This is a genomic window from Streptomyces violaceusniger Tu 4113 (assembly GCF_000147815.2).
In the GTDB taxonomy this organism is placed as follows: Bacteria; Actinomycetota; Actinomycetes; order Streptomycetales; family Streptomycetaceae; genus Streptomyces; species Streptomyces violaceusniger_A.
This window is the reverse complement of the sequence record NC_015957.1, coordinates 9,757,082-9,770,209: the sequence shown is the minus strand read 5'-3', so window position 1 is coordinate 9,770,209 and position 13,128 is coordinate 9,757,082. Positions and strand designations below refer to the sequence as shown.

The 13,128-nt window shown below is 69.5% G+C and carries 11 protein-coding genes; 3 read left to right on the top strand and 8 right to left on the bottom strand.

What is annotated here, in order from left to right:
• Positions 1-5 precede the first annotated feature (5 nt).
• Positions 6-482, bottom strand: coding sequence for a MarR family winged helix-turn-helix transcriptional regulator (locus STRVI_RS39890; RefSeq protein WP_014061237.1), 477 nt, complete (start codon positions 480-482; stop codon positions 6-8).
• A gap of 69 nt (positions 483-551) precedes the next feature.
• Here STRVI_RS39890 and STRVI_RS39885 point away from each other — a divergent pair, with 69 nt between their 5' ends.
• Positions 552-1,475 carry an alpha/beta hydrolase gene (locus STRVI_RS39885; protein ID WP_014061236.1) on the top strand — a complete coding sequence of 308 codons (924 nt, stop codon included), beginning with the start codon at positions 552-554 and terminating at the stop codon, positions 1,473-1,475.
• A 607-nt stretch (positions 1,476-2,082) separates the two neighbouring features.
• Here STRVI_RS39885 and STRVI_RS39880 read toward each other — a convergent pair.
• Genes STRVI_RS39880 through STRVI_RS39860 form a run of 5 tightly spaced genes read right to left on the bottom strand, consistent with a single transcriptional unit; the run spans position 2,083 to position 8,775 of the window.
• The gene (locus tag STRVI_RS39880) at positions 2,083-3,006 is read right to left on the bottom strand and encodes an alpha/beta hydrolase (protein ID WP_014061235.1); all 924 of its coding nucleotides are present in this window, start codon (positions 3,004-3,006) and stop codon (positions 2,083-2,085) included.
• 33 nt (positions 3,007-3,039) lie between these two features.
• The gene (locus tag STRVI_RS39875) at positions 3,040-3,465 is read right to left on the bottom strand and encodes a hypothetical protein (RefSeq protein WP_014043567.1); all 426 of its coding nucleotides are present in this window, start codon (positions 3,463-3,465) and stop codon (positions 3,040-3,042) included.
• On the bottom strand, positions 3,462-5,633 hold the full coding sequence (locus STRVI_RS39870; RefSeq protein ID WP_014043568.1) for an integrase: 2,172 nt from the start codon (positions 5,631-5,633) through the stop codon (positions 3,462-3,464). Before STRVI_RS39870 ends, STRVI_RS39875 begins: the two co-directional genes overlap by 4 nt.
• The gene (locus STRVI_RS39865; RefSeq protein WP_014043569.1) at positions 5,630-7,348 is read right to left on the bottom strand and encodes a hypothetical protein; all 1,719 of its coding nucleotides are present in this window, start codon (positions 7,346-7,348) and stop codon (positions 5,630-5,632) included. The genes STRVI_RS39870 and STRVI_RS39865 overlap by 4 nt, the downstream gene beginning before the upstream one ends.
• The gene (locus STRVI_RS39860) at positions 7,348-8,775 is read right to left on the bottom strand and encodes a tyrosine-type recombinase/integrase (protein ID WP_014043570.1); all 1,428 of its coding nucleotides are present in this window, start codon (positions 8,773-8,775) and stop codon (positions 7,348-7,350) included. Before STRVI_RS39860 ends, STRVI_RS39865 begins: the two co-directional genes overlap by 1 nt.
• A gap of 14 nt (positions 8,776-8,789) precedes the next feature.
• On the opposite strand from STRVI_RS39860, the gene STRVI_RS49395 reads away from it, so the two are divergent.
• Complete coding sequence (locus STRVI_RS49395) at positions 8,790-9,086, top strand: recombinase family protein (RefSeq protein WP_435532601.1); 297 nt, start codon at positions 8,790-8,792, stop codon at positions 9,084-9,086.
• 156 nt (positions 9,087-9,242) lie between these two features.
• On the opposite strand, the gene STRVI_RS39855 is transcribed toward STRVI_RS49395, so the two are convergent.
• Positions 9,243-10,193, bottom strand: a complete 951-nt coding sequence (locus tag STRVI_RS39855) for a GlxA family transcriptional regulator (protein WP_014061234.1) — start codon at positions 10,191-10,193, stop codon at positions 9,243-9,245.
• A 70-nt stretch (positions 10,194-10,263) separates the two neighbouring features.
• Between STRVI_RS39855 and STRVI_RS39850 the strand changes: the two genes are divergently transcribed.
• The gene (locus STRVI_RS39850; RefSeq protein WP_014061233.1) at positions 10,264-11,091 is read left to right on the top strand and encodes an alpha/beta fold hydrolase; all 828 of its coding nucleotides are present in this window, start codon (positions 10,264-10,266) and stop codon (positions 11,089-11,091) included.
• A gap of 520 nt (positions 11,092-11,611) precedes the next feature.
• Here STRVI_RS39850 and STRVI_RS39845 read toward each other — a convergent pair.
• Positions 11,612-12,979 carry a diaminopimelate decarboxylase gene (locus tag STRVI_RS39845; protein ID WP_043237300.1) on the bottom strand — a complete coding sequence of 456 codons (1,368 nt, stop codon included), beginning with the start codon at positions 12,977-12,979 and terminating at the stop codon, positions 11,612-11,614.
• Positions 12,980-13,128: the final 149 nt, after the last annotated feature.

The window sequence follows — 13,128 nt, the reverse complement described above, 5'->3', positions numbered from 1 at the left end:
GCTCGTCAGCCCGTGGGTGTGCCGATCTGGTTGCGTTCGAGCACGGAGCGCAGCTTGGAGAGGGCCTGTGCGGCGGCCGTCGCTGAGGAGCTGTCGAGAGTGCCTCCGATCAGCTCGGCCACTTCGGCGGTGAAGGTTTTCTCTGCCGCGCCGACGAGCTGGGTGCCGTTGTCGGTCAGGGCCAGCAGCGAGGAGCGGCGGTCGGCTGGGTTCGGCTGTCGGGCGGCCCAACCCTGCTTCTCCAGGCGGTCGATGGTTTTGCTGGTCGCCCCGATACCGATGGCGAATTCGGCGGCGAGGTCCGCCACGCGGGACCCTGGGTGGTCGCGCAGGTAGCGCAGGGCCTCGAACTGCGAGGTGACGATCCCGTGCCGCTCGCGGAGACGGTCGTTGAGGGCGTTGTACAGACGCGTCTCGCATCGGACCAGGTCGGCGAAGAAGCCTGAGAGCTCGACCGTTCCGCCGCTCGATGTGGATGCCATGGCATCTAGTCTAACTTATATTCCACAGCATATAGTTCCATGGAAGTCACCTACGGTGGGAGCGTACCTATGAGCAAGGAACAGCGCGCGAAGGTCGACGCGATGCTGCGGCAGCCCCGACCCGAGGGTCCCCGGTCGGTCGAGGAGATCCGAGCCGGATTTAAGGCGCTGATGGCCCAGATGACCGTGCCCGACGGCATCCGCACCACGCAGACGACGCTCGGCGACCGACCCGCACTGTATGTCGAGCCGGACAACGGGCCGCGCGCCGGGACGATCCTTTACTTCCATGGCGGCGGCTGGGTGTTCGGCTCTCCCGAGACCGCCCTGTCGCTGACGGGACACCTCGTGGCCAAGACCGGCCTCGGGGCGTACTCGCTGGACTACCGGCTTGCCCCCGAGCACCCGTTCCCGGCCGCAATCGAAGACACGCTGAGCGCCTACCGCGCCCTCCTTGACAGCGGCAAAGACCCTTCGACCATCGCGTTCGCCGGCGACTCCGCCGGCGGCGGCCTCACCGTCACCACCTGCCTCGCCGCCCGCGACGCGGGCCTCCCGCTGCCCGCCGCCATCGTGGCGTTCTCCCCAGGCCTCGACGCCACCCGAACCGGCGAGAGCATGGACACCAAAACGGGCATCGACCCGATCTTCACCCGCGAGGCCGTTGAACACACCGGAGCCATGTACCTCGCCGGAGCCGACCCGCATCAGCCCCTGCTCAGCCCGGCCGTCCTCGCCGACCTGACCAGCTTCCCCCCGATGCTGATCCAGGTAGGCACCAACGAGATCCTGCTGGACGACTCCACGCGCCTGGCCACGCGTGCGAGGGCAGCCGGAGTGGACGTCGTCCTGGATATCACCGCCGACGTGCCGCACGTGTTCCAGGCGTTCGCCGGCGTCCTGGACGAGGCGGACGAGGCACTGGACCGCGCAGCACTCTTCCTCGGCCAGCGCATCCGCGTCGCGAGCGCAGCGCACACGTCAGCAGAGTAGGGCCAGCCCCGGCCTCACTCGGGCCGCGACCTCCACCCCGGGCCTTGCTCGCCATTCCCTTCCAGGTGGTCGGCCCGGGGCCCATTCCTCCCCTTGGGCCTCCCGCCCGAGTCACCGAGAAACGGCCCCTCTGGGACCTGACACAGCCAGTCTCGCCATTGCTCGACCCGCTCCTGGGCGCCTTCGCTCTGCCGGTCACGAAGCCGTCCGCGCCGTCCTCCGGGTCACCTGATCGCCTTTCAGTTCTTCAAAAAACCTTCGTTTTCTGAAGATCGCTCTGCGGGACTACCTGGAGCCCGCAAGGCGTTCAAAAACCCCTTCAAAAACCTGAGCCAGTCAACAACCCAAGGCCACCGTTTTCTGACATGACCCGGGGCCATGACCACCCCCGAACCGGCCGACGAGCCGGACCTCCTCGTCGCCGAACCGCTCGTCCGCACCGAAATCAAGATCGGATACGCGCGATAGCCGGGCATGAGACGTGTCCGGTCGATCGATGTCGACTGCGCGCCTGATGGTTTGCCGCCCACGTCGGCGGGAGTGCGCGAGGCTGTGTCTCACGTAATCGACCTCTGGGACTGGGATCCTTCGAGATCGCGGTCAGTCCCTACGATTGCGTAATCCGGTCGCGCAGCCAGGAGTCGACGCTGCTGAGCGCTGTCCTGGCCATTGCCGTGGGGTGGGCCGTGAAGCCGTGAGGTGAGTCGGGGTAGACCCGGAGCTCGACGTCATTGCCAGCCGCTGACAACCGACCTGCCAGCGCCAGGTTGTCTTCCAGCAACACGTCTGCGCTTCCGACGATCAGCAGCGTTGGGGGAAGCCCGCGAAGAACGCCGTAGATGGGAGAGATGTCGGGAACGGTGCGGTCTTCCACATGGCCGGCGTACGCCTGGATGAAGTATTCGTCCGCGATGCGGCGACCGGCCGGGGTTCGTGCGCTCAGGTCGTAGGTCCCGAATTGGAGTGCCGCGCCGGTGAACTGACCAACGGTATCTCTGTCCCTCAGCCGGAGCAGGGTCGCCAAGGCGAGTGTGGCTCCCGCGGAGCTCCCGCCGATCGCAAGTCGGGACGTTCCGAAGCGGGCATCGGCTTCTTCGACGAGCCAGAGCGCCGCTGCTTCGCAGTCGTCGGGTGCCGCTGGCCACGGGTGCTCGGGGGCCAGCCGGTAGTCGACGCTGACAACGGCGAGGTGGAGGGCGTCTGCGAGTTCGCGGTTGCGTTTGTCTCCTCGCGCTGCGGAGTCCATGTAGAAGCCGCCGCCGTGTATGTCCAGGTAGACGCCCTGCGGCGGACCGTCGATAGGAGTGAAGATTCTGACAGGGACGCGTGCTTCTGCGGCTTCGATCGTCTCTTCGATGGCAGGCGGATCGGCGGCAGGAGCAGGAGGAGCTGACCTCTTCGCTCGGACATCCTTCAGCTCCTCCAGTGAGCCGGGGCCACGGCCTGCCGCCCTCGACTTGTAGAAGTCGCGAGCTTCATCGAGCTGCTCCGCGGGCACGTCAGCGAACAGTGCGTCCAGCGCGAGTCGCACGCGCCCTCCTCATCACTCGGGTCTAACTCCACGCTATCGAGGAAGTGTGCGGACTGACGCCACCGGGGTGGCGTCAAGCTGTCGTCGAAGCGTGGTGATCTCTTCGTGCTGGGCTGCGAGGCGGGACAGGGCTGTGGCCTGGAACTCCTTCAGAGCGTCTAGCTCAGTGTTCTTCCTGCTGAGGCGCTCGCGCAGAGTGGCAACCTCGGCCTTGAGACGTTCGATCTGAGCCAGGCGTGGGTCGGGCTGCTGTCCGGCTTCCTGGGCGGCTTGGCGCTGACGGTCGAACTCGGCCTTGAGGTGTGGGTAGGTGCGGTAGAGCGTCGCTCGCGGTACTCCTGCGAGGGTGCACAAGCTCTTGACGTCGCACTTCAGCCCGTCGGGAACGGGCCCGGCGAGAAGTTGCCGCATCGCGTTCTGAATCCTGGCCTCGGGTTCCGCTTGGGGGTTGTGCATCATGAGCGCGGCTCCTCGTCAGGGTGGCCGGCAGCGTCGATATCGGCGACGATGCGAGTGGCACGGTCGAAGGCGGCCTGGGCTCGGGCCCGTTCGGGCTTGGAGAGTCTGGGGTTGCCGAGAAACACGGCCCGAGTGCTGTCGGCGTGTTCGGCCCAGATCTGCCGGTGCTGGGGGTGGTGGGTGGCCTGCGGGCAGCGGGCCGAGTCGCACATCCCCATCAGCGGCTCGGCTGCGTCCGGGGTGCCGGCGATTTTCAGGCACAATGCCTTGCCCGGATCGGAGAACCAGCAGTAGTTGCCGACACCGAGGTGCAGGGTCTTCGCCTTCGCTTTGAGGACTCGCTCGACGCGCCGGTCGTCGATGACGGTGACCGGCCCGGCGTCGTGCCGCCCCAGGACTTGGTCGACGGCCCTGAAGGCGCCAATGAGGTCGCGGGCGCCTTGGCCGCTGGGCAGGATGCCGCGCTGGTAGTCCTCGTAGGCGGCGACGGTCAACCGCAGGTGTTCGGCTTCTTCCTCGGCGGCGACTTCGGCGGCGAAGGCGGCCTGGTGTCCGCCGGGGCGGGCGGCATAGCCCTCGGCTGTGGCGACGCTGGCATGCTTGAGGTGCAGTTTCACGGCCATAAGGCCGTGCGGGCGCTGGGCGATGGCCATCGCGAGCGTGCGCCGCAGAGCTCGGGGATTGACCGGGCCGTCGGGGATGGGCTCCAGGCCGAGCCGCTGTCCGTACTCGCCGTTCACCCATGCGCGCAGGGCGGTATAGCGGCTGTTGCTGTTGTTGGATGCCTTGGCGAACAGCCGCTCACCCGGGGCGGCGCCTGTGAGGGCTTCGGCGGTGGCGATGGCCAGGTGCACGTCTTCGGTGACTACCCACGCGTCCTCGGTCCCGCCGAATACCTCGCCCTTGATGCGGCGGGAGACCAAGCGGTAGCGGGTGCCGCCGCCGGGCCGCTGTTCCTGCTGGCGGCAGTTGCTCGTCAGTTCCGCCAGTTCCGAGGAACGCATCCCGGAAAGCGCCGAGGTGAGGAAGTAGGCGGCAGAGGTGACGGCATGGACCGTGACGTCCAGTTGGTGCCGGGCCATCGGCAGGGCCCAGGGCACCGGGGTGCCGTCATCGGGGCGGGACACCAGGGCTGCATCGCGGCACCAGGGCTGCTGAAGGCCGCACTCACTTACCCACCGTTCCAGTTCGGGACGGAGTCTCTCCAGGTCCCTGCGGTGTCCCATGGCTCCCGCCGCCTGAACGACGAGCGGATGCCACGACATGTGCAGGAGCGGGTCGCCCGCGTCCCATCCGCGCTTCAAGCGCTGAGTGACGGTCGCGTCAGCGGCCCGTGCAGCGGCAAGCCCGGTCTCTCGCCGTCGCTCGATGACCTCGCGCAAGCCATCGACCTCAGTGACCAGCAGGCCGCGCCGCGAGGCGGCCTCACGTTGGTCGGCAGCGCGGGCCACGGCCGCCTCGGCCACCAGCAGCGGGCCGATCGTCTCCAGCAAGTACAGACAGTTCGCCAGTAGAGGCCGCAACAGGGTGTCCGGGACCGGCGGCACCCGGTTCTCGTCACTGCGTACATATCCCGTGACCTCGTCCGCGCTGCGGCCCGGCCACGGGGTGAAGCCCGGCTGGTAGCAATCGCTGAGGATCTCTGTATAGAGGACGAGGAACTGTGGAATGCGGACCATCGCCACCGTGGTCGCGGGTGACAGCAGCCGGTCAGGGTCGGTGGCACTGCGCGAGGCAGCCGCGAGATAGACGTCGCAGTGATGCTGGCGGACCTGCGACAGCGAGGTGATGCCAACCGCGGTGAGGTGGTTGAACCACAGGGCCAGGTGCTTGAGTTCGGACCAGAGGGAGTTCGGGTTCAGTGGGGTGCGGAACGCCTGCGGCAAGACGGCCACGTCCGGATGGAGCGGGGCCATCCGCGCCATCAGGTACTCGCGGGCAACCTGCCGCCAGCGGGGGTTGATGATGGCGGTGAAGTCCAGGATCTTGCGGTGTGCGCTCATCACCACCGGGGCGTCGGCGAGGCCGGTCAGGTCCCAGACATCCTGGTCGAATACGGGCCGCGGGCTGCCGGGCTCACGCCGCAGGCCGGCGGTCTCGATGACCGGGAGACCGTGGAAGGGGCGCCGCCCGGCCAGGGCCGGGGAAGAGGCATGGGCGGTCGTCACTGGGGCTGTTCCTCCAGGTGCAGCGGCAAGAAGGCGGCGGTCTCGGTGCTCTGCCGGGTGACGGCCTCGATGGCGGCCGGGCCGAAGCGGGGCAGGATGTCCTCGTCCAGGCGGGCCGTGTATGGCCCGAAGATCCGCAGGAACTGCGTGGTGGTCATCTGCTGGGCCTGCCGGGAGAAGTACGCCTTGAGCCTGAGCAGATTGGGCAGGTGACGGGTCGCGAACGCGGCGAGCGGACACAGCAGACACACCCAGGGCCGGGCCGGACACAGGGTTCCCGCCGGGGCGCGCGGGCCGTTGAGCGGGCTGGCGCACGCGGCGACGAACATGTCCTGCTCACCGGAGAGCAGAGCCTGGATGGCCGCCGCGTCCAGACCGGCTTCCTCGACCAGGCGAGGGAAGCCCGCGGCGAACGCGGCAGCGTCCTCACCGCTGATCACGACCGGCGGGCCGGCCTTGCGCCGCACATCGCCCTGGGCCTGCTCGATGACGCCCTCAAGCGCGTCCAGCTGGGCCGGGGTGTGAGAGCTGAGGTAGTGATCTCCCTCGACGCGGGCGCTGTGGTTGGGGTCGATCGTCGTGCGGCCGGTCCAGGCCGTGCGGTCGCGCCGGTGGTGGTAGGTGGCCCTGACCCGGCCGCCGTGCACCGGAAGGGACTGCCCGTCGTCGCCGAGCACGCCCGAGGACTCCATCCAGGCCCGGCGCTGGCGCTGGCCGCGGGGGCGGTCGAAGATCCTGCCCTGCCCTCTTCCGAGTCCGTCGCGGCCCACATAGATCCATACACGATCAGCCAAATCCCCGGCGTGCTCACGTAGTTGGGCTGAGTGCTCCAGCCAGCGGTCCAGCAGCCGCACGGCATCACGGGGCAGGTTGAGCGCCTCGTCCCCGGTGCGGCCCTTGCGGTAGGAGAGCAGGACGGTGTTCGCCGAGGTCCGGGTGATGTTGTCGAGTCGCAGGGCGTCGATGCCGTCAGGGACGATGCCCGTGCGCATCGCAAACAGCGTGAGGTAGGCGAACGCCGTCTCCGAGGCCGGGAACAGCGCGGCTTCGACCGCTGCGAGCTGAGCCCGGTCAACACCGGCGCCCATCGTGCCGAACCGCTCGATGGCCTTTCTCGCCTCCGCGGGGCCCGCGTGGAGCCAGAGCCAGGCGAGGTTGTCGAAGGTGACGCCGTGGACGGACGGATCGGCACCCCGGCCGGCTGCCTCCTGCGCCTGACGGTGTGCGCGGCGGGCCGCCGCGATCTGTTCGGTGCAGGAGGCTTCCAGCCGCCGCCATTCACCGTCGCTGTAGGGCTGGTTGGGCCGGCTCTTCTGCACCTTGTTGATCCGCCGCCCGGCCAGGTGACGGCAGATACCCGGGTCCAGTCCTCCGGCTGTCTCCTGGAAGGCGTCCAGCACCACGCGGATGCGCCGTTCGCGGTGGTAGTCGCAGGTCAGCCAGTACTGGACCAGAGTGCCCGGGGTCAGATCGGCAAGACCGCCCGTGACACCCCAGGCATCGAGGTCGCGCGCCATCCGGCGCATCGTCGTCATGTACTGCCGGGCCACCGAGCGGGTGCGGATCGGCCCGTGCGGATGCGTGGCCGCAACCAGTCCCACGGCCAGGTCCGTGGCAAGCTGCTGGTTCGGCAGATCGTGCAGGACACCGTGGTGGATGACGCCGTCCGGCAGCGTGAACAGCACCGCCAGGGGGTGCTGGATCTCGGCTGGCATCAGACCTCGCCCTCGAACTCGGCGACCGCGTCGGCATCCACGGTCAACGCGCCTCCGGCGGTCGCGTAGGCGTCCCGGTAGATCCGCTGGATGTCGAGCAGATGCAGATACGCCTGAGTAGTGGCGGCACTGGTATGTCCTAACAAATCACGCAGCACCAGCAGGGGATCGGCCTTGGTCAGATAGAGCGCCAGGGCGTCGTCGCCGCCCGTGTCCACGACGAGCTGGGCGGCCTGCTGGTAGTAGCCGCGTACCAGCCGCTCCAGCGTGGCCATCGCGAAGGTGTGCCTGGTGACATGGGGATGGACATGTGGGAAGGACGACTCAAAGCGGTCCCGGATCCGTAGCGCGGTCCGGCGCAGAACGGTCGCCCAGTCGACGAATGGCTTCCCGCCGGACTGCACTGCCAGCAGGGCGCTGCCTCCGCCGGGTGCCACCAGCCGCAGCCGCTCGGCCGGGGTGAGGGTGTGCCAGCGGCGTCGCATTCCGTTGATCAGCGCGCCGTCGTGAGTCGGGGCCTCGACGAACAGCGGATCACAGGGCTGCCAGCGCGAGCCCTCCGCCGCCGCGGCCCGCTCCCAGCCGATGTAGTCGTGGACCCGGGCCAGGTCCTCGTAACCGATCCACGTCGACCGGCCCTTCCTGCCCTTCGCCGTCGGCGGAGCGAGCACCAGCGGCACCGGCACCGCCGTGCGGCGGCGCGGCAGCGGCGGCAGCTCGTAGACCGTCAGATGCGTGAACTCCTGCGACCGCAGCCCGCTGGACAGCGCCAGGCCGATCACGGCCGCGTTGCGACCGGTCTCCCGCCCCCGGAACGAGACATCCCGCTCACCCGCCGGGTCGTTGCCCGCCAGGGCCTGCATCAGCAGCTCAGCGTACGGCCTCTCCAGGTACTTCCGCGTCGCGTGCGCGTTGCCCGAACGCACCGTCGCCAGGTTCCTGGTGACCTCCACCCGCGCACCGTCCGGGCGGGTCATCGACTGGCGCACGTAGGAGAACGGGACCGTCGGCGCGTACCCCTCGGCCGCCGCCCACCGGTAGAAGGACGACAGCGTCTTGACCGCCAGATTCCAACTCGCCGAGCTCAGCCGCACCTCCAGCGGCCCGGACAGCCGGTACTCGGCGTACATCGACAACGCATCCCGAAGCCGCTGCCGATCAGCGAAGACCGGGATCCGGCGGGCGCCGAGAAACTCCACCCAGCCCTTGAGCGCCTGGGCGTACGTACGCCACGACTTCGGCGACGGCGCCCCGCTCACCGGTAACTCCCGGAGCCACAGGTTCATCACCACCGTCGGCCGAGGCACCGCAGCGTCCTCGAAGCAGAGGTCCTCGTCGATGAGGACGGGCATGGTCTCCCGGATGACGGGCCGCTCGTACAGGCCCCACTCTTCCCACCCGGCGGAACTGAAGTAGTGCAGGATCACGGAACGAACCTGGAGTGAGGCACGAGACAGAGCAAGAGCTAACACTCGTACGAGGGACAGAACTTCACCCTCACGAGACACGCTCAAACCGCAGAGCTAACGCTCGGGTCTCGACCGGCGGACAGAAGCTCGAACGACAGCTCGACGCACTCACCGCCGCAGGGTGCCGGAAGATCTTCGCGGACAAGAAGTCCGGCAAGAACGCGCTCCGCCCAGAGCTGAAGGCGTGCCATGCCTTCCTCGACGCCGGCGACACCCTCGGGGTCCCCTCACTCGACCGCTACGGCCGCAGCCTCCAGGACGCTCGCTGACTTACTGCCCGAAGGTGATCCGCTAAGCCCGCTGGAAGCTCACTCAGGACGCCGTATCGGCATGGGCGCGGTGGCCGACCCAAAGGTGCCCTGGCCGGGCATGGCTGGTGTGGGTGTTTCCGCCCACGACAGCGGATTCGACGCCCAGCTCCGTCATCAGGCTTGACTGAAGGTGCGTCGGTAGGCGCCGGGTGTGGTGCCCAGATGCGTCCGGAAGCGGCGGCGCAGGTTGACTGCCGAGGTGAGTCCGACGCGGGTGGCGATGGCCTCGACCGGCAGGTCGGTCTGTTCCAGCAATACCCGTGCCGCGTCGATGCGCTGGCCGACCAGCCACTGTCCCGGGCTGGTGCCGAGCTGTTCGGCGAACCGCCGGGCGAGGGTGCGGCCGGAAAGCCCGGCGCGTTCGGCGAGGTGGGCGAGGGTCAGTCGGGTGTCGAGCCGGGAGGTGGCCCACTCCAGTACGGGTGCCAATGACTCGTCCGCCTTGGCCGGGGCGGGCTGTGCGGCGTACTGGAGCTGACTGCCTTCCCGGTGCGGCGGCAGGACCATGTTCCGGGCGATCTGGGCGGCGTATGCCGCGCCGTGGTCGGCACGTACCAGGTGAAGGCACAGGTCGATGCCCGCGCCTGTTCCGGCGCTGGTCGCCACGTCGCCGTGGTCCACGAAGAGCACGTCCTGGTCCATCTGCACCTCGGGGAAGGCGGCGGCGAGTCGGGCCGTGTCGCGCCAGTGGGTGGTGGCGCGGCGGCCATCCAGCAGTCCGGCCTGGGCGAGGACGAACGCCCCCGTACAGATGGCGACGATCCTCGCGCCGCGCCGGTGGGCACCCCTCAGTGCCGCGGTGATGATCGGTGGCACGGGTGTCCCAGGCGGTTGCCAGCCGGGGACAACCACGGTGTCCGCCTGCTCCAAAGCCTCCAGCCCGGCGTCGACGAGCATCGCGTAGCCGGCGGTGGTCTGCAGAGGGCCGGGGTGCTCGGCGCAGATCCGGAAGCTGTAGCGGGGCGGCTCGTCCTGCGGGACGGTGCCGAAGACCTCGGTGGCGCAGGCGAGTTCGAAGGGCGACTGAGGCGGGTTGAGCAGGGCCACCACCCGATGAAGGCTCATGGCAGGATTGTACCTGTGGGTGTCTTTCTGGACTCTCGGCCGGATGACCCGCACAGGACACAGTGGACCCATGAGCGAAACCGACGAAACGACAGTGCGGAGGACCGCAGTCCAGGTCGACGGCGAGCCGGCCAGCTACGTGACCGCAGGGCGCCAGGACGCCCCGCCCGTGCTGATGCTGCACGGAACGTACTGGAGCCGGGTCTGGCTCCCCGTACTCGACCACCTCGCCGACGCGGGGCTGCGGCCGCTCGCGGTCGACCTCCCTGGGCTGGGACGCTCAGGAGGCCGGCTCACCCCGGAAACGGCCACGGTTCCGGCCCTCGCCGACTGGGTGACGCGATTCGTCTCCGCGCTGAACCTCTCCGGCCCCATCGCCCTGGCAGGACACGACATCGGCGGCGCCATCGCCCAGCACCTCCTTGCCCGCAACCGGCTCGACGTGTCCCGGTTCGCCTTGGTCAACTCGGTCCTCTACGACTCCTGGCCCGCGCCCCACGTGGCCCAATTCCGGGGCGGGGGCACGGGCGAGGATGTGCTCGCCGCCCGTCGGCAGGCGATTACGAGGGTGCTGGCCGGTGTCGCCACTGAGTCGTTGATCGCGGACTACGCGGATCCGTGGACCGATGAGCGGGTGCGCCGCTCCTGGACGGCCCTGGCGGCCGCGGCCGATAACCGCTACACCCTTGACCTCGTTCCCGCGCTGCAGCGGTCCACGACGCCCAAGCTGTTGATCTGGGGCGAAGATGACCTCCACGAGACGGTGAAATACGCCGAACGGTTCGCCTCAGAGATGCCCCGCACCACGCTCATCCGCATCCGAAATGCGGATCACATCCCCACGGAGAACGCCCCCGACCACATCGGCCGCGCGCTCGCCGACTTCTTCACAGCGTAGAGATCTCCGGTCGCGGCGCCCCTCCGGTCCGGGCTTCGCGCCGAACCGGACTGCGGGGGGGTACCCCCTCTCGAAATCGTTTGATGAATTAGTTGCGTCAGATCAAACGTTTTCTGGAAGGGGCTACCCCCACCGGGTGGAGGTGGCCGGGCACGCGGGTGGGACGTTGGGCCGCCCGGAACATGTTGGCTCTTCGGCGACCCGCGAGGGCGCGGTGCTGCCCGGCCTGGGCGCCTGGGTCTGGGCGCCTGGGCCGGGGCCGTGGTCGCCGGGCCGCAGGGACCCGCAGTCCGGCAGTGGCCTCGGCTCTAGATCACCGGTGCCGCCACCGGGCTTCGCTCCCACCGGCCTGGTGTTCGGCGACGCGGTCTGCGCCCGCCGCCACCTGCCCCGATGCTCAAAGGGCGGCAGGCGAGACGAAGCGGTAGTCGCGGCGGACCTTGGGGCCATGCGGCCTGGGCGCACTTCTCGATGTGCAGCGCGCATTGCGGCGCATCGCGGCGCGCCTGGACGCGCGGCTCTACCGCAGACGGCTCAGGCCCAGCGCATGCGCCGCGCCGCTCTCGATCACGATCTCGTCCACCGTCTGCGGCTTCCGCACCGTCGCGAAGCGCACCTCGTCGCCGGTGGAGCCGGTGGCGTCGAAGCCGTAGATCCCGGGGCGGGGCAGGCTGTTGTACGCGAAGTGGTTGGAGAAGTAGTACGCGCCGGTGTCCAGCAGGCCGACCAGATCGCCCGCCGCCAGCTCCGGCAGGGGCCGGTCGCGGGCGACCAGGTCGCCCGCGAAACAGCAGGGACCGGCGATGTCCTGGGGCACCTGGCCGTCGGAGGAGCCCCCGGCCTTGGGGCGGCCCTCCGCGTCGTAGGCCGTGACGCGCAGGGGCCAGGCCTCGGGGGCGAAGACCGTACGCGTGGCGAGCTGGGCGCCCGCGTGGGTGACCGCGATCAGGCGGCCGCCCGCGGACTTCGCGTACTCGACCCGCGCCAGCACCAGGCCGGACTTGGCCAGGAGGGACCGTCCGAACTCGGTGACCAGCTTGTACCGCCCGTCGAAGAGGCCCGGCACGGTGGTCCGCAGGAGCTGTGCGTACTCCCGGTAGCCGGGGGTGATCTCGTCGGAGGCGAAGTTCACCGGCAGGCCGCCGCCGATGTCGAGGGCGTCGATCTGCTGTCGGCCGACCGCCCCGTTGATCTCTTCGGCCAGTTCGTAGGCCACCCGTATGCCCGCCGCCATCAGCTCCAGCGGACAGCCCTGGGAGCCGACGTGGGCGTGCAGCCGGGTCAGCCAGGGGCGCTCGGCAAAGGTGCGGACGACCCACTCGCGCGCCCCCGGGTCCTGGAGGGCGACGCCGAACTTGGAGGTCGCGGTGGCCGTGCTCATCGCGTCGATGCTGCCGCCGCCCACCTGCGGGTTGATCCGCAGGCCCAGGGGTGCGGGCGGGTCCGCGCGGTCCCCCACCAGCGCGCCGAGCCGGTCCAGCTCCTGTGGGTTGTCGGCGTTGAGGGCGATGCCCAGGTCGAGGGCCTCGCGCAGCTCCTCGGGGGTCTTGGCGGGGGAGTCCAGGACGATCCGGTCGGGCGTCACCCCCGCCGCGCGGGCCAGCGCCAGCTCGCCGGGACTGGCCACCTCGCAGCCCAGGCCCTCGTCGGCCAGCAGCCGCAGGACCGGGACGAGCGCGGCGGCCTTGACCGCGAAGGCGTGCAGGACCGGGGTGCCGGGCGTGACGACCTCCTCGAAGGCCGCGCGCAGCTCGGCGGCGGCGGCGCGGATCCCGGCCACGTCCAGCAGCCCGACGACGGGCTGATCCGGGCCGAGCAGCCCCTGCTCCACGGCGGCCCGCACGGCCTGTTCGCGCCGGGCGGCCATCGCAACTGGTTTCGAAGTCATGACCTCAGCCAACCATTCCGGGTTCCGGGGACGGCTGCCAGCCGATTCGCGCTCTCCGCCATACCTCCACGCTAGGCGCCCGGCGCGGTCTGAGCCTGCCCCTGTAACTCCCAGGATGCGTGGGGCCCTGGCTGGGGGTGATGGGCGGG

Excerpts from the sequence above, each read along its gene's own strand:
- STRVI_RS39890 (WP_014061237.1), bottom strand. The coding sequence starts at position 482 with ATGGCATCCACATCGAGCGGCGGAACGGTCGAGCTCTCAGGCTTCTTC.
- STRVI_RS39885 (WP_014061236.1), top strand. The coding sequence starts at position 552 with ATGAGCAAGGAACAGCGCGCGAAGGTCGACGCGATGCTGCGGCAGCCC.
- STRVI_RS39875 (WP_014043567.1), bottom strand. The coding sequence starts at position 3,465 with ATGATGCACAACCCCCAAGCGGAACCCGAGGCCAGGATTCAGAACGCG.
- STRVI_RS39865 (WP_014043569.1), bottom strand. The coding sequence starts at position 7,348 with ATGCCAGCCGAGATCCAGCACCCCCTGGCGGTGCTGTTCACGCTGCCG.
- STRVI_RS39855 (WP_014061234.1), bottom strand. The coding sequence starts at position 10,193 with ATGAGCCTTCATCGGGTGGTGGCCCTGCTCAACCCGCCTCAGTCGCCC.
- STRVI_RS39850 (WP_014061233.1), top strand. The coding sequence starts at position 10,264 with ATGAGCGAAACCGACGAAACGACAGTGCGGAGGACCGCAGTCCAGGTC.
- STRVI_RS39845 (WP_043237300.1), bottom strand. The coding sequence starts at position 12,979 with ATGACTTCGAAACCAGTTGCGATGGCCGCCCGGCGCGAACAGGCCGTG.